Raw genomic sequence first — 15914 nt, 5'->3', positions numbered from 1 at the left:
TCAAAAACAAAATATTATGGCTTATACAGTAATTTCAGTGTTTCCTTCAACTGTAAACTCGGAGGATATTATTTCAAAACTGCATAATCTTGGAATTAATAATGATGATATTATCGTTTCGAGATCCAATGTAGAAAATACCGAAACGGATCACCAATATGAAGAGGATGAAAATACAAAAAACTTTTGGGATCATATGTTTGTCAATGACAATGAGCTTTTACATGCTTATAAAACCAAAAGTATTGGAAGCATTAATATAATAGTCTACGCCAATACATTTGAGCAGGCTCAGAAAGCAAAAGCAACTTTAGATGATAATGGAGCTATTGAAGTGTACAAAAAAGAAGACGAAAGCAGAGTCGAAAATAATAATTCAGATCTTCCGCAAGATGTTTATAACGGAATCATCGCTAAGGCGAGACACAATCTCTACTTTTTAGGATCGGAGCGTGTTTATCACTCTAATGTAATAAAAGGAATGGATGATCCTATGGATGATTTAGGATCTAAAGACTAAATAAAAAAGGTGCTGACAAAATCTGTCAGCGCCTTTTTTAGTATTTAAAATTCAAAAATAAGTCCGAAATAGGGAAGCGGTGTATTCCTGTCCTGCTTTCCGGTTTCCAGAAGATAGGTTTGCTGATCTTGAGGAGCAGAAGGATTACTGATGATTCCGTTGTAATTTTCATCACGCTGAAGATTTACGACTGGCAGATTACTAGGACTTTCAGAACCATAAATGTTTACAACATCTACATAAGCAGTTAGCTGCCATTTTTTAAAAATCCATTTTTTCTCTGCACGAATATCCAGCTGATGCGCTACATTTCCTCTTAATGAATTAAGTTGAGCGAAATTCTGAAGCGGACCATTATTGATATTCCAGATGTTTACGAAAGCACTTCTCTGCAAGTCATACGGTGTTTCAGGGAGTCCGCTCTGTAAACGAAATCTTGCACCGATGTTCCAGTTCTTATTGAAATATTTTCCGGTTGTTAACGTCAAAATATGTCGGCTGTCCCACGAGGAAGGCAGCAGATTTTCATTCACATTACTAAATTTTGAATATCCGAAAGTATAGGCAGCAATACCGTAAAAATTATTAAGTGTTCTTTTTTGAGCCAATACTTCAAACCCATAGGTTTCTCCGCTGCCTCTTGAATCCAGAGGTTCATTTCCTACTACCCCAAAATCAGCACCAATGTTTGCAATACTGATCTGATTTCTCAGTGAGAAAGGATAATTTTTGTAGCGCTTGTAATACCCTTCAAGGGTAATTCTCAGATTATTTTTACCGTTAAATTCAAAACCACCTACTAAATGTGAATTTTTGATATAGCTTAAGGTATTTTTGTTGGTGAAGTTTCCGTTTTCAGAAAAGCCCAAAGCCGTGTAAGCCGGAAGCTGATAAAAGATTCCTGAATTAAAATTAAATGCAAACTGCGGCGCAAAACGATAGCTCAATGATAATCTCGGCGAAAATTGCTCAAGCGGATTATTGGTCTTATCAGAATAATTACTTGCATCAAAACGTGTTCCTGCAGAAATCTGAACTTTCTCGTCAAAGAACTTTTTTGCTGCCTGAATATAAACTCCGTATTGCATTACATTAAGATTTACATCAAGATTATCAAAATTAACGGCATTTTGAGTGACATTCTTTATGGTGGAATTATTTTTGTAAGTGGCAAAATTCAAATTGGTTCCGAAGCTTACCTGAACATCTTTAATGCTTAGGTTCCGGTCTATACGCAACTTGTTTTCTATTTCCTGAGATTTGTAATCGTACAATAGGTTTTCAGGAGTTTCAATATTCCTAAAATATTTTATTGCCTGATTATCAAGTGTATTTCTGCTTACCGTAAACAGCCAGTTGCCATTTTCAGCAAGATGTCTGTAGCCGGCTCCTACCGTGTAGTTCCATTGAGGAGATTTTGGAAGACGTTCTATTAAGGTAAGGTTCGTTAATGTTTTTTCTGCGTTATTATTAAATTCAAAACGGTCTATTGCTCCAATTCCGATAAAATATAATTCATCACCGCTTTTATATTTTTTAGCAACTTTAAAATTAGCATCATAATAAGAAGGCAAAAATGGCAATCCGATTGCTTTGAATAGTAATTGTAAGTTAGATTTTCTCACTGAAAAAAGTCCGCTCCAGCTTTGATCTTTACTCAACGGTCCGTCTGCCATCAACTGAAGATCATCCAAACCGACAATCGCTTTGTAGCCCAATTTATCTTTTCTTGCCTGCTTCAGATTGAATTCGAAGAGAGAAGACAAAACACCATTTCGTCTTGCCGGAAAAGCACCGCTGTAAAAATCAACATCTTTGATGAAATCTACAGTAATAATTCCTCTGGGTCCGCCACTTGCACCCTGCGTCTGGAAATGGTTGATGACCGGGACTTCTATTCCGTCGATATAAAATTTATTTTCAGCAGAGCTTCCACCTCTAATGAAAAGATCATTTCTGAAAGTAGCTGTACTTCCCACACCAGGAAAACTTAGGATAGCTCTGGAAACATCACGGTTAGATCCTGCATTTTTCTGGATTTCCTCGCTCGTTATGTTTCTAAGCGAAATAGGGCTTTCTGCAGTGGTTTTATAGACTTTTTTACTGATAACGACTTCTTCAATCTTTTGTTCAGTTTTTTGAAGCCCGATTGAAAAACTCAGGTTCTGATTGGGAACTATGCTGATGTCGTTCAGAAACCCTGTTGCATGGTTTTCGGAAGTAATCTCGAATGAGTAATTTCCCGGCTGCAGTTCAGAAATCTGCACATTACCTGTTCCGGAAACAGTCCTGTCAGAATTTTGTATTTTTATAATTACTTCGAGAGGTTTTTTAGTGAAATCATCATATACAGTAATGTTCACACTTCCCGTTTGGGCATATAGTAAAGTTGTAATACAGAAGAGTAATAAAGTCAGTGCTGATTTCATTTAGTTTTTTTGCAAAGTTAATCATCAATTATTGTAAATTCTGGTTATTTCTTTTTAAACTGCAAAAGAGACTGCATTCTATTAAAAATGCAGCCTCCTTAAAACCAAAATTTGCGAGTATTATTTAGGGTAATAATAAAACCTTATCAATTGCATGGATAATTCCGTTGGAACATTGTACATCAGTAGCAATAATATTTGATACTCTTGCTCTTGCATCTGTAATTTTTGCTCCTCCTGTTGTTGTAATGGTAAATGAGCCACCTTGGAAGGTATTCACGTTCATATTGTTAGTGAGATTATTAGATCCTACGTTAGCACCGGTTATTACATGGTACTTCAGTGTGTTTTCTAATGTTGGGGTGTTAATAGCTGCTAAGTTAGGTGCATTTAGTTCTGTAAGGAGAGAGGTAAATGCGGCATTGGTAGGAGCAAAAACTGTAAACGGTGAATTAGCAGTTCCGCTTAGAATCCCTACAAAATTTGGCATATCATTTCGGGTAAGAGCAGTAACTAAGGTACTGAAGTTTGGATTTGCTGTAGCATGAGTAACGATATTAGGAAGACCAATTACTGCATCAACTTTATGAATAACTCCATTGTTTGCATCAATATCAGTTGCGGTCACGTTAGAAATTCCATTGATTTTTACTCCACCTGTAGTGTTGATAAACATGCTTAGATTTCTTGTTGAAGAAGCTGCTCCTTTAGCAAGGGTAGAAACATATCCAGTAGTCACATTGGCAGCTTTTACTTCTGTTGAAAGTACGTGATTCAAAAGAATTTCCTTTAATGCATCTACCGGAACTGCATTCAGATTACTAAATCCGTTAGTCTGTAAAAATGAATTAAAAGCAGCATTCGAAGGAGCAAAAACAGTATAATTTCCGCTTTGGCTAAGGGTGGCAGAAAGACCGGCTCTGTCTACAGCCGCTTTCAGGTTTGATAAATCTGCATCAGCAGCGAGAAATTCATAGATGTTTTCTGGAGCCTGCATTTTTGTATCATCATCATCACTGCAAGAGGTCAAGACAACAGCTGAAATTCCTGCAATTAAAAAAGGTTTCATAAAATTTTTCATAACGTGTAGTTTAAGTTATTTTTGTCAAAAATCAATATCAAATTATATACCATATGTTTGAAAATGGTATAAAATATTACTATATAATTTTTTTATAGTCATTATAAAAAATTTATATATATTTGCAATTCAATTAAGTCTAACCATTAAAAAACAACGAAGTAATGTTCAAATTTAATCAACATTCATCTGTAGTATTGCCTTTTGCAAAGGCGAGGCTTCGTGGTTTGGTACACTCATAGAATAACAGTATATTGAAATATCAAAACCCGAAGTCGTAAGATTTTCGGGTTTTTATTGCGCAATATTTTAAACTCAAACAGTTTTCCCGAAATCTTTTTTATCAGGAGCTGAATCCCGCTTTCCGCTGTATCTTTTTCGCCGTCGCTTTCTTCAAGCCATCGCAGAAAAAGGATGCCGCTGCAAAACGAAGTTTCGACGATTCTATAAATAAAATATAAATTAAGAGTCAATCGGGGCTAAAATAAAGCTCTGCAAAAACCTCGGTGGTTTCCAAAATCTATGAGGTTTAATTAAATCAACTAAAAATTTAGTTGCTAAAAATATTCGATGCAAAAATGTCTAACATCTTGCGTCTAATATCTAACATCTTATTATAAAACAATGGGAAATTTAAAACTAAAAGGAAAAGATATATTAAAATTAGGTTATCCAAACAATCAAAGCGTGAACATCGCTTTGGAGGTTATGAAAAGGAATTTTGCAACCAAAAATATTCATTATGTGAAATCTCTTTTAAAGGAAATCCACCAGAATCCGGAGAATTTTGAGAAAGATTTAACCTTCGGACAAATCGCAGAAGCTTTGCTTTCATCCAAGAAAACAGAAAAAAGAATGCTCAACACAAACCGTGCTTCTTTCCAGATTTTCGGAAACAATATTTCGGATGAAGCAAAAAACCAATTGTACACCGGACTGAAACTTCCGATTGCTACACAGGGAGCTTTGATGCCCGATGCGCACAGTGGTTACGGACTTCCGATTGGCGGCGTTCTCGCCGTGGAAAATGCGGTGATTCCTTACGGAGTAGGGATGGATATTGGTTGCAGAATGTCACTCAGTATTTTGGATACGCCAATTTCATATCTGGACGGCGCAAGAGATAAATATGAAAAAGCGCTTGTCGAGCATACCAAATTCGGGATGTACGAAACGCATAAATCTCACGTTGATCACGAAATTTTTGACAGAGATACGTTCGATATGATTCCGATTTTGAGAAGATTAAAAGGAAAAGCCATCAAACAGATGGGAAGTTCTGGAGGCGGAAATCACTTTGTGGAATTCGGGGAAGTCGAAATTACGGAAGAAGATGAGCAAATCAATCTTCCAAAAGGAAAATATCTGGGGATTCTTTCACACAGCGGTTCGCGTGGTTTGGGAGCAGAAATCGCTCAGTATTATTCCAGAGTGGCGACAGAACAATGTCCGTTGCCAAAAGAAGCACAAAACTTCGCTTGGCTGGATCTGAACACGCATCTCGGATTAGAATACTGGACAGCGATGAATCTCGCAGGAGATTACGCTTCGGCCTGTCACGATGATATTCACAGAAGATTGGTAAAAGCAGTTGGCGGAAGAGTAAAAGCAAGAATCGAAAACCATCACAACTTTGCGTGGAAAGAAATCCATAACGGAAAAGAAGTGATAGTTCACAGAAAAGGGGCAACTCCGGCAAATGAAAATGAATTGGGAATGATTCCGGGTTCAATGACGGCAAAAGGTTTTATCGTTCGGGGAAAAGGAAATCCAGATTCCTTGAATTCGGCTTCTCACGGTGCCGGACGGGAGTTTTCGAGAGGAGAATGCAGAAGCCGTTTTACGCAAAATGACATTAAGAAAGAACTAAAGCTAAAGAATGTTACTTTGATGGGTGGAAATACGGAAGAAGCACCAATGGCGTACAAAGACATTAATGAAGTGATGAACGCGCAAAGTGAGTTGGTAGATATTCTCGGAACTTTCCAGCCGAGAATTGTGAGGATGGATAAATAAAATGGTTGTTAGTTTTTGGTTGATGGTTTTTAGGATTTTTAACGCCATCAACCGACAACTTTCAACAATAAACCAATTAATTAAACAAAATGAAAAAAATATACAAACAAGAATATTTTAATTATCACGAAAGCACTCTCGTTGTTTGTCCAAATTGCGGAAAAGATGCTGTTGTGAAAAATGAAAGTAATTACAAAGAAGCAACTTTAGAATGCAGACATTGTGATTTGAGAAAAGCTGGATTGGATTTGGTGATATACAAAGCATTTGTAAAACTCAATTGTCCGATTTGCGTACACCCAATCCGCTATGAACAAGGTAATTTGAAAGAAAAGCCAAAAAATGTTATGGTAAAATGTGATGAATGCGGTTCTTCTTTTGAAATTCAATCAAAATCTGAAAAATATCTTAATTGTTCTCCAAAAGAAGAAGGTCTAATACACGACCAAGTTTTTGGTTGTCCGTATTATTTTCAGGCAGATTTTAAAGGGAAATTGTTCTGGGCGAGAAACTTACAACATCTGTTGGAAATGGAGAATTATGTCTCATCAGATTTAAGAACAAGACTGCCATACAGAATGCGGATGGTAGAAAGACTACCAACATTTATTAAAGAAGCCAAAAACAGAGAGGCAATTTTAAAAATTTTACAAAAATGGAAAAACTCGTACAAATAACCTCAGGAAGAGGACCTTTAGAATGTCAATGGGTAGTTGCTAAAGTTCTGAAGGTCTTTCTAGAGAAAGCAAAACAAAATAAAATCGATTACGAAATCATTCACCGTGAAAATGGCGATGAAAACCTGACTTTGAAATCCGTAACCCTGCTTTTAAAATCTAAAAGCGTCAATGAGTTCTTAAAAACCTGGCTCGGAAGTATTCTATGGATTGGAAAAAGCACTTTCAGAAAGCTGCACAAAAGAAGCAATTGGTTTATCGGGATTTTTGAACTGGAAGGTTTGGAGAAAATTCAGTTCAATGAAAAAGATCTTCAGTTTCAGACGGCGAGAAGTCAGGGAAGCGGCGGACAAAATGTAAATAAAGTAAATACTGCTGTTCGTGCAACGCATATTCCTACAGGGCAAAGTGTTTTTGTTCAAGATTCACGTTCGCAGTTGGAAAATAAAAAACTTTCGATTGAACGACTGAAAACGAAAGTTTTGGAGCAGAATATTATTCAGCTTCAAAAGCAAATGCAGGAAACGTGGAATAATCATCTGAATGTTCAGCGTGGAAATCCGGTCAGAACATTTTCGGGAACAGATTTTAAAAAGAATAATCAGGAAAAATCTTTCAAAAAAGAAAGAAATCAACTGAAAAACGAATTAAAAAACTACAGAAATGACCTTAACTAAAAGTAAATATTATTTTGAAGCCTTGGATAATTATCCATACAGTTTACCAGATTGTCTGGAAGCTTTGAATTATGCGCTTTCCTACGATCCGGAAGATTCAGACAGCCTTTGCCTGATGGGAAGAATCTACAGCGAAATGCTCATCGATTATGAAAAAGCAAAGCTTTATTTTGAAGAGGCGATGCAATGTGATATTACCAATCTTAACACTCCAAAATATTATATCAAATGTCTTTTGGATAACGAAGATTTTCAGGAAGCAGAAAAGCTGATCAATTATTCATTAAAAATAAAAGGAATTGATAAAGCTACGATCTGGTTTTACCGGGCTTTGCTTTCCGAAATGAGAGGAAGTTTTCTCAACGCCATCAAATTTTTGAAAATTTCTGAAAAATACTGCTTTACCGAATATAGTTTAACTGTGGTAAAAGAAAGAAGGAAATTCATCAAGTCTAAAATACCAAAAAGAAAAAAGAAGGAGACTCAATAAGTCTCCTTTACTTTTAAATTTATTTCTCGTTTACAGAAATCAGATAATCATACACCATTTGATGCTGTTCATCGCTAAGTTTGGCTTTTGGTGCCATTCTGCTTAGCGTTTTTATCCATCCCTGATCATCATGCTTTGCTGGGTCGGGTAATTTGTGGCATCGGTTACACGAATTTTCAAAAACAGTTTTTCCCTGAGCAAGATGTTCGGCAGAACTGAATTTTGGACCTGTAACTGCCATACTTTTTGGTCCGCATGATACGGCAAATGCAGCAGCACCAAGAAGACTGATTACAATACTTTTTTTCATGTTAATATATTTTGTTGGTTTAAATTATTTTTTCACAGAAACCACATAATCATACACCCACTGATGCTGTTCATCATTAAGTTTAGCTTTGGGCGCCATCGAATTCATTATTCCTACCCATTCTATGGATGTATATTGTGTAGGTTCAGGAAGGTCATGACATCTTTTGCAAGCATTTTCATAAATAGTTTTTCCCTGTGCAATCTGCTCTGCCGTACTTGTTGCCGATTTTGGAGCTTCCGCAGTGACGGTCGATTTTGGTGTACAGGATACAGATAATAGGCCAATGAATGATCCCGCTAAAAGTAGTTTTTTCATTTAGATTTATATTTTTACGTTTAAAATCGCAGGATTTCGATCAATTTTTGGTTTAAAATAATGCGATTGTATATTGTTTTTAATAATTTATGTAAACAAAAATAATGAAATTATGATGCAGACTTCTGTTTGCAATTTAATTTAGAAGAATTAAAATTAAATCAGACAATCTTTTTGAAGGTTATTTTATATTTTTGAATGAATTAATCAAAATTGTTTCTAACCGATCATTATCAGATGAAATTTTCTACGGAAGAACTTATTGAAGGAATACAGTCAGGTAATAAACGCCTGATTGGCAAAGCTATTACTTTGGTTGAAAGTACAAAACCCGAACATCGAATTCAGGCAGAAGAGCTTTTGAAGAAAATTCTTCCTTTTACAGGAAAATCAATCCGGATAGGAATTACAGGCGTTCCGGGAGCCGGAAAATCTACTTTTATAGAGAATTTCGGCAGGCTGGCTATTGCTAAAGGTAAAAAAGTCGCTGTTTTGGCTATTGACCCAAGTTCGGCAATCAATAAAGGAAGCATTTTGGGTGATAAAACCAGAATGGAAGAACTGGCTAAAGAGGAAAATGCTTTTATTCGCCCTTCTCCAAGTTCAGGATTTTTGGGCGGTGTTGCCAATACGACTTTCGAGACGATGATGATTTGTGAAGCTGCAGGTTACGATTATATTTTAATTGAAACGGTAGGAGTGGGGCAGTCGGAAGTTTTGGTGTCTGATATTACGGATGTTTTTTTATTTCTGAAAATAATTGGCGGCGGAGATGAACTTCAGGGTATTAAACGCGGAATAATGGAAATGGTGGATGTTGTTTTCATTAATAAAGTGGATGAAAATAATCTTCAAAAAGCCAAAAATACCAAGCTTGAACTAAAACGTGCTTTAGATTTTCTCCCGGCAAAAGAAAAAGACTGGAAAGTTCCGGTATTGCTGGGTTCTGCATTAAAAAATGAAGGCTTAACAGATGTTTATCAAAAAATTGATGATTTTATAAATTTAAAAAAGAAAACAGACCGATTTGAAGCTGTGAGAAAATATCAGGCAGAAAAAAGGTTTGAATATTGGGTTCAGGAATTTATTCTTGCTTCGGTTAAAAACGGTGATTCAGCAGAACAATCTTATATTCAGCATAAAAAAAATGCTTCGATGCTGGTTTCAAATCCCAGTACCGAAGCAAAATTGTTTGTTGAGAAATTTCTCAGTAAAGATTAATCAATCTTTTTCTCTTTAACTTCTTCATTTTGAGAAATATATCCGTTATATGTAATCGGCTGCCTGTCATTACTTTGTATTGAGGTAGAAGCCTTTCCGTTTTTAGAAACATCAATAAATATTTCCGAAACATTTTTCACATCATTCGGCTTGATTTTGATAATCCAGTTCCCTTTTTTGCTTTGCGATTTTGTAAGCGTGTAATCTTTGGAAGTAAACCGGTAACTGTTATCTGTTGTTCCATAGCCCGGATTAAATGTTCTTCCGAAATAAGGCAATGCAACATCCAGAACATTTTTTCTGATTTCTATAGAATATCCTTCTCCTGACAGATCAAAAATTCTTTGAGCTGCCGGATTAGGCATTGTATTAACAATATTAATAACATCCTGATTCATGGGAAGAGCTCTTTCTGCATGAAATGTAAACTCTTCGCTGGTGATAAGGGTATTAGCAATCTGAGATTCTGCTTTTCCTTGAGCATTACAATTATATAGGAAAACAAAGACTGACAATATGGAAAGTATTTTTATGTATTTTTTCATGACAATAAATTTAGTAAATTTATCTATCAAAATCTGTGCAACTAAAATAAATATTTTGGAACAGAAATTGTAAAGCATGAGATATAATAAACATATTTATGAAAATTACACATTTATTAGGAATAGGAGCAATCGCTTTAGCAGTTGCAGCTTGTACTACAAATCCGATGACGGGAAGGAAATCTTTACAGATAGGAACCTTAAACCCACAAATTACTACTGCAGCAGTTCAGCAATATCAGCAGACATTGAAAGAAGCAAAAGTAGTAACCGGAGCACAGTCTCAAATGGTTAAAAAAGTGGGAAATAATATTAAGCTGGCAGCAGAAAAATATTATTCAAGCATCGGAAGGAGTTCAGATCTTGCAAATTACCAATGGGAATTTAATCTTTTACAGGATAATCAGGTAAATGCATGGTGTATGCCTGGTGGAAAAGTAGCCGTTTATACAGGAATTTTGCCAATTACGAAAGACGAAACAGGTCTTGCTGTTGTGATGGGACACGAAGTTGCCCATGCTTTGGCTGGTCATGGTAATGAAAGAATTTCTCAGGCAATGGTGGCGCAATATGGAGGTGCTATTTTGGGAGGAACTATTTCTAATGCACAGCTTGCAAGAGTTTTTGAAGCAGCATATCCTATTGGATCTCAGGTTGCACTTTTAAAATACGGAAGAACTCAGGAATCTGAGGCAGATGAAATGGGGTTGAATTTAATGGCTATTGCCGGATACGATCCTAGACAGGCAATACCTTTTTGGAGTAGAATGGAGGCTCAGTCATCAGGAAACAGACAGCCGGAATTTTTGTCAACTCACCCAAGTCCGCAGACCAGAATAAGTGATATTCAGAAAGATCTGCCAAAAGCTTTGGAGTATTACAGAGCAGCAGGCGGAAAATCTTAAGTAGATAATAACAAAAGCCTTTTCTGATGAGTTTTGAAAAGGCTTCAATATTTTAAAGTTATGAAAAGCATTACAGTAGTCGGAATGATACTTCTTGCAGTATCAGCTTTACTTTTTTATCTCACCACAGACTTTACTGTAGAGAAAATTACGATTTCTCATGTAATGGGTGTGATGGCGGGTATCGGGATAGGGCTGATTTTTGGTGGTATGATCGGATACATCAGTAAAGGAAGTGCTATTAAGGCTGAAGCAAAAAGAAGAGAATTTAAGCAGCTTCAAAAAGAAAAAGAAGAACTGGAAAGACAGACTTTGGAAATTGAAAAACAGAAAGCTGAACTGGAACAGCAAAAAAGAAATCCTCAAATATAATTTTGAGGATTTTTTATTGTAAAGCAATTATTTCTTAGAATTTATACCCTAAACCAAGTAAAAAGAGACTTGATCTGTTGTCGTAATTAATCTCCTGATCGGAGCCTGCAACACTATTGATAAATTTTCTCTGATCTTTAGAAAATGCACCTTCATATCTTGCAGATAGTATTACTTTGGAAATTTCACTTTGCAATCCTAGCTGATAACCAACTGTAAAAGATTTTGTGTTCACTTTCTGAATAAAATTATCAAAGTTATCATCCTTTGCCAGATTGAAACTTCCAACCGGACCTGCATAAGCACTGAGCATATTTCCTAGAAGATTTACACCAACCAATACAGGGATATCAACTCTGCTGCTTTTTGCTTTAATGGTGGTCTGATCTGCATTTGCATCATTCTTTACCGTCACTTCATTGCTGAAATTGGTATAGTAGATTTCCGGCATTACATATAGAGCAGTAGGCAAATCAATTTTTAATGATAGACCTACGTTGAAACCGGTAATATTTTTACCTTTTTGTTCTACAGCATTGGTTGCAGCCGTTTTAAGATTCTTCCATGAAGCAGAACTTGTAGGAATCAAAACATTGGCTTTACCAGCTAATGAAATTTGCGCTGAGGCTAACATACTAAAGCCTATAAAAGCGGCACTAATTATTTTTTTCATTATCTTCAAATTTGGTGATTGTATTATCAATTGTTTTATTATTCTCTAAAAGATATTCTCTTAATTCTTTAAATAATTCTGATGAATAAACGAAATCAATAAGATTTTTGTTCCCTGCAGTGATCAGAATATCTTTGTTTCCTTCCCATTCTTTAATGCCAAGCCGTAGATAAACAATTTTTTCACCTATAGTCATTACAGAATTCATATCATGGGTATTGATGATAGTAGTGGTATTGTATTCTTGGGTAATTTCAAGTAACAAATCATCAATAATGTTAGATGTATAAGGATCCAAACCCGAATTTGGCTCGTCGCAAAACAGGTATTTAGGATTATTTACGATAGCTCTTGCAATGGCTACACGCTTCTGCATTCCCCCTGAAATTTCAGATGGGAATTTTTTGTTGGCTTTGTCAAGATGAACTCTTCCTATTACCTCAAAAACTCTTCTTTTCTTTTCTCTGAAAGTCAGATTGGTAAACATATCTAGCGGGAACATAATATTTTCTTCTACTGTAAGAGAATCAAAAAGTGCACTTCCCTGAAATACGGTTCCTATTTCCGCTCTCAGCTGCTGTTTTTCCTCTCTGTTCATCACATTAATATTCCTTCCGTCAAACAAAATTTCTCCTGAGGAAGGCTGGTAAACATTAAGCAGACTTTTCAGGAAAACCGTTTTACCGGAGCCGCTCTGTCCAATGATCAGGTTTACTTTTCCTTCATCAAATGTTGTGGTAATTCCTTTAAGGACTTCCACGGTTTCAAAACTCTTCTTCAGATCTTTTACCTCAATCATTAGCTTAATATTAACTGCGTTAGAATTAATTCGGAAATAATAATGAAAACCATTGTCCAGACTACTGCCTGTGTACTGGCTCTACCTACTTCCAGCGATCCTCCGTTTACAAAATATCCGAAATATGAAGGTACGGTGGCGATTATAAATGCAAAGACTATTGTTTTACTGAATGCATAATAAATAAAGAGATTGGGCATATACATCTGTATACCATTAATATAATCCGCTGTAGTCCAGTTTCCTGTAAGGATTCCTGCAATATATCCACCGCCAATACCAAAAACAATACTTATGGCAATGAGCAGCGGGTTGAAAATTACACACGCAATAATTTTAGGGAAAATTAGAAAGTTTGGGGAGTTAACTCCCATAATATCCAAAGCATCAATTTGTTCTGAAACTCTCATGGTTCCGATACTTGATGCAATATATGAGCCTACTTTTCCGGCTAATATCAAACTGATGATGGTAGGAGAAAACTCCAAAACCAAAACCGCTTTTGTAGCATATCCTACAAATGAAGGAGGAATAGGGAATGATGATGCATCAAAATTATTAAACATCTGAATGGCAACAACTGCTCCTACGAAAATGGAAGTAAAAATAACCAACCCGAAAGAGTTGACTCCCAAATCATTGATTTCACGCATAAGAAGCTTCCAGAAAACCCTCATTTTTTGTGGTTTCTGTATGGATTTACCAAGAAGCAACATGTATTCTCCTATTGCTGTAAAAAACTTTTTTAACATTCTGCTAAATTAGGCTATTTTATTGAATTTTAGATGTTGGATAAGATGTGCAATCACAGCATTATATTATCCTTATTAATTTATTTTGCTTTTTTATCTCCTTTTATAATCAATATAATTGTTTTGAGGATAATAGCTAAATCCATCACAAAACTCCAGTTTCTTATATAAAAAGAATCAGCAAGAATTCTCTTATTCATTTCTATTTCTACATTACCGCTGTCTCCACGAAGTCCTTTTATCTGTGCTAAGCCTGTTATCCCGGGATAAGCATGGCTTCTGAGAGTATATCTGCCAATTTTTGGCTTGTAAAAATTGTCTACAGCCAGCATGTGAGGTCTTGGTCCCACAACAGACATCTCACCTTTCAGCACATTAATAAACTGAGGCATCTCATCCAAGCTTGTTTTCCTCAGAAACTTTCCTATCGCGGTAATTCTTACATCATTTTCTTCCGTTGTCTTTTTGGAAGAATCTTCATTTACCACCATTGTACGGAATTTAATACAATTGAATATCTCTTCATGATACCCATATCTTTTCTGGATAAAGAAAACAGGTCCCTGTGAACTTCTCTTGATTAAAAATGCAATAATCGGAAACAACCATGAACAAATCAAAACTAGGACCAATATGGAAAAAACAATATCAAAGCCCCTCTTTAATAAAAAATTAGAATAATAATCTAACGGATATTTTGCCTGATTCAGAACCGGCTGTGTTTCTATATAGCCTAAATCATAAAAGAAAAAACTATTTTTTGAAATGCTGGGAATAAGGGTGATATGCACTTTGCTTGCCTCGGCAAGAAGGAAAATTTCACTTTGTTCAGACGGGCTTAACTGATTTTCTGTGGGAATGAAAAGAGTATGTATTCCGTTTTTTTTCCAAAAATCTGCCAGATTTTCTTTGTTTAATTCACGTTGGTTATAGTCGAATATTTTATATCCAAAATCTTTTCTGTCTTTAATGATTTTCTTTAAAACATTGGTAGAATCTGTTTCGTTCAGAAACATAACATTTCTGTGATTGATCCCTTTAGAACGGATAAATCGTATGGAAAAGTAGACAACAGATTTTATCACAAATATCAGAAAGAAAAGAGACAACGAAAGCCAGGTCAGTTCGGATCCGAAAAACTGATTGGCACTCACTTTTCTGATTAGAACCAAACCAATTGTAAAAAGAAGAAAATGAGTAATGATTCTCTCTACAAACAGAATATAAGTAAGATTTCGCGAAATATTGTAAATTTTTGTTCTTCCGCTTAATAAGATCCAGAAAAAAATCACCAGAAGCAAAGGAAAGGAATTTTCGTACCACAAATCTCTGTCATGTACCAGATCTCGGTTGGTACTGATAAAATAATAGACGAATACCATTGCAATCACCAAAAGGTCTAGCAATATAATCGCTGTTTTGAGATAACGTGAGTATCTTATTCTTTGCATTGATGCTTATTGAAACAAACCGCAGAAGCGAAGATAGATAATTTTATGGAATATTGAGATACTTGTGGGTCTGAACTGAAGCTCTCCATTGCGGATTTTCTAAAATAAAATCTGTAATTTTAGGATACATTTCATCCCTTTTACTCCATTCGCTCTGAAGATACAACGTGCAGTTTTCGGAAACTTTTGCAGCCTGTTCCTGTGCAAATTTAAAATCGTTGTTATTGAAAACAATTACTTTAAGCTCATGTGCTTTGGCGTAAATTTCCTCTTTCGGAAGTCCTGTTTTCTTTGGCGAAAGGGTAATCCAGTCGATTTGTCCGCTCATCGGATAAGCACCTGAAGTTTCGATATGAATAGAACATCCTAATTCTTTTAGCTTTCCTGTTAAAATATCAAGATTCCACATCAGAGGTTCTCCGCCTGTTAAAACAATTGTTTTACAATGTTTAGCTGCAGTTTCTGCAATTTCTTCTGCATTCATTAACGGATGTAAATTCGGATCCCAGCTTTCTTTTACATCGCACCAATGGCAACCGACGTCACAACCACCTAATCTGATGAAATAGGCTGCTTTTCCGGTATGCGCTCCTTCTCCCTGAAGAGTGTAAAAATGCTCCATTACAGGGAGCATTTTACCTTCTTTTAATAATATTTCTTCTGTTAAATTCATTTTAA

General features: G+C 35.8%; 18 protein-coding genes. 8 read left to right on the top strand and 10 right to left on the bottom strand.

The window, feature by feature from the left end; all coding sequences use genetic code 11:
- Positions 1-16 precede the first annotated feature (16 nt).
- Positions 17-520 (top strand): hypothetical protein, encoded by a 504-nt coding sequence (locus FNE73_RS00275; RefSeq protein WP_143882809.1) that lies wholly within the window; start codon positions 17-19, stop codon positions 518-520.
- Positions 521-564: 44 nt separating this feature from the next.
- On the opposite strand, the gene FNE73_RS00270 is transcribed toward FNE73_RS00275, so the two are convergent.
- Positions 565-2949, bottom strand: coding sequence for a TonB-dependent receptor plug domain-containing protein (locus FNE73_RS00270; protein WP_143882808.1), 2385 nt, complete (start codon positions 2947-2949; stop codon positions 565-567).
- Between the two features lie 124 nt (positions 2950-3073).
- Positions 3074-4030, bottom strand: a complete 957-nt coding sequence (locus tag FNE73_RS00265; protein WP_143882807.1) for a fasciclin domain-containing protein — start codon at positions 4028-4030, stop codon at positions 3074-3076.
- A 624-nt stretch (positions 4031-4654) separates the two neighbouring features.
- Here FNE73_RS00265 and FNE73_RS00260 point away from each other — a divergent pair.
- The 4 genes from FNE73_RS00260 (at position 4655) to FNE73_RS00245 (ending at position 7890) form a co-directional block, all read left to right on the top strand.
- A complete protein-coding gene (locus FNE73_RS00260) occupies positions 4655-6046 on the top strand; it encodes an RtcB family protein (RefSeq protein ID WP_143882806.1) in 1392 nt (463 codons plus the stop codon).
- Positions 6047-6135: 89 nt separating this feature from the next.
- Entirely contained in the window at positions 6136-6723 is a 588-nt protein-coding gene (locus FNE73_RS00255; protein WP_143882805.1) for a hypothetical protein, read from the top strand.
- Entirely contained in the window at positions 6702-7400 is a 699-nt protein-coding gene (gene prfH, locus FNE73_RS00250; RefSeq protein WP_143882804.1) for a peptide chain release factor H, read from the top strand. Before FNE73_RS00255 ends, prfH begins: the two co-directional genes overlap by 22 nt.
- Entirely contained in the window at positions 7387-7890 is a 504-nt protein-coding gene (locus tag FNE73_RS00245; protein WP_143882803.1) for a tetratricopeptide repeat protein, read from the top strand. Before prfH ends, FNE73_RS00245 begins: the two co-directional genes overlap by 14 nt.
- A gap of 19 nt (positions 7891-7909) precedes the next feature.
- Here the strand turns inward: FNE73_RS00245 and FNE73_RS00240 are convergent, their stop codons facing one another.
- Both FNE73_RS00240 and FNE73_RS00235 read right to left on the bottom strand, forming a co-directional pair.
- The gene (locus FNE73_RS00240; RefSeq protein WP_143882802.1) at positions 7910-8200 is read right to left on the bottom strand and encodes a cytochrome C; all 291 of its coding nucleotides are present in this window, start codon (positions 8198-8200) and stop codon (positions 7910-7912) included.
- Between the two features lie 24 nt (positions 8201-8224).
- Complete coding sequence (locus FNE73_RS00235; protein ID WP_143882801.1) at positions 8225-8518, bottom strand: c-type cytochrome; 294 nt, start codon at positions 8516-8518, stop codon at positions 8225-8227.
- A 237-nt stretch (positions 8519-8755) separates the two neighbouring features.
- On the opposite strand from FNE73_RS00235, the gene meaB reads away from it, so the two are divergent.
- Positions 8756-9739 (top strand): methylmalonyl Co-A mutase-associated GTPase MeaB, encoded by a 984-nt coding sequence (gene meaB, locus FNE73_RS00230; protein ID WP_143882800.1) that lies wholly within the window; start codon positions 8756-8758, stop codon positions 9737-9739.
- Here the strand turns inward: meaB and FNE73_RS00225 are convergent.
- A complete protein-coding gene (locus FNE73_RS00225; RefSeq protein WP_143882799.1) occupies positions 9736-10284 on the bottom strand; it encodes a DUF4251 domain-containing protein in 549 nt (182 codons plus the stop codon). The two genes, meaB and FNE73_RS00225, sit on opposite strands and share 4 nt — an antisense overlap.
- Positions 10285-10382: 98 nt before the next feature.
- Here FNE73_RS00225 and FNE73_RS00220 point away from each other — a divergent pair, with 98 nt between their 5' ends.
- Both FNE73_RS00220 and FNE73_RS00215 read left to right on the top strand, forming a co-directional pair.
- The gene (locus FNE73_RS00220; protein WP_143882798.1) at positions 10383-11189 is read left to right on the top strand and encodes a M48 family metallopeptidase; all 807 of its coding nucleotides are present in this window, start codon (positions 10383-10385) and stop codon (positions 11187-11189) included.
- Between the two features lie 60 nt (positions 11190-11249).
- On the top strand, positions 11250-11561 hold the full coding sequence (locus FNE73_RS00215; protein WP_143882797.1) for a hypothetical protein: 312 nt from the start codon (positions 11250-11252) through the stop codon (positions 11559-11561).
- Positions 11562-11595: 34 nt separating this feature from the next.
- On the opposite strand, the gene FNE73_RS00210 is transcribed toward FNE73_RS00215, so the two are convergent.
- The 5 genes from FNE73_RS00210 to FNE73_RS00190 all read right to left on the bottom strand — a co-directional run bounded on the left by FNE73_RS00210 (position 11596) and on the right by FNE73_RS00190 (position 15909).
- Positions 11596-12234, bottom strand: a complete 639-nt coding sequence (locus FNE73_RS00210) for an outer membrane beta-barrel protein (protein WP_143882796.1) — start codon at positions 12232-12234, stop codon at positions 11596-11598.
- Positions 12218-13033 (bottom strand): ABC transporter ATP-binding protein, encoded by an 816-nt coding sequence (locus FNE73_RS00205; protein ID WP_143882795.1) that lies wholly within the window; start codon positions 13031-13033, stop codon positions 12218-12220. Before FNE73_RS00205 ends, FNE73_RS00210 begins: the two co-directional genes overlap by 17 nt.
- On the bottom strand, positions 13033-13785 hold the full coding sequence (locus FNE73_RS00200) for an MlaE family ABC transporter permease (protein WP_143882794.1): 753 nt from the start codon (positions 13783-13785) through the stop codon (positions 13033-13035). Before FNE73_RS00200 ends, FNE73_RS00205 begins: the two co-directional genes overlap by 1 nt.
- 80 nt (positions 13786-13865) lie before the next feature.
- On the bottom strand, positions 13866-15236 hold the full coding sequence (locus tag FNE73_RS00195; RefSeq protein WP_143882793.1) for an exopolysaccharide biosynthesis polyprenyl glycosylphosphotransferase: 1371 nt from the start codon (positions 15234-15236) through the stop codon (positions 13866-13868).
- Between the two features lie 43 nt (positions 15237-15279).
- Positions 15280-15909 (bottom strand): 7-carboxy-7-deazaguanine synthase QueE, encoded by a 630-nt coding sequence (locus FNE73_RS00190; protein ID WP_143882792.1) that lies wholly within the window; start codon positions 15907-15909, stop codon positions 15280-15282.
- Between the last annotated feature and the right edge of the window lie 5 nt (positions 15910-15914).

The organism is Chryseobacterium binzhouense (assembly GCF_007474545.1).
Lineage (GTDB): Bacteria > Bacteroidota > Bacteroidia > Flavobacteriales > Weeksellaceae > Chryseobacterium > Chryseobacterium binzhouense.
Note: the sequence above shows the minus strand (reverse complement) of the source record. Positions and strands in the feature narration are given on the sequence as shown.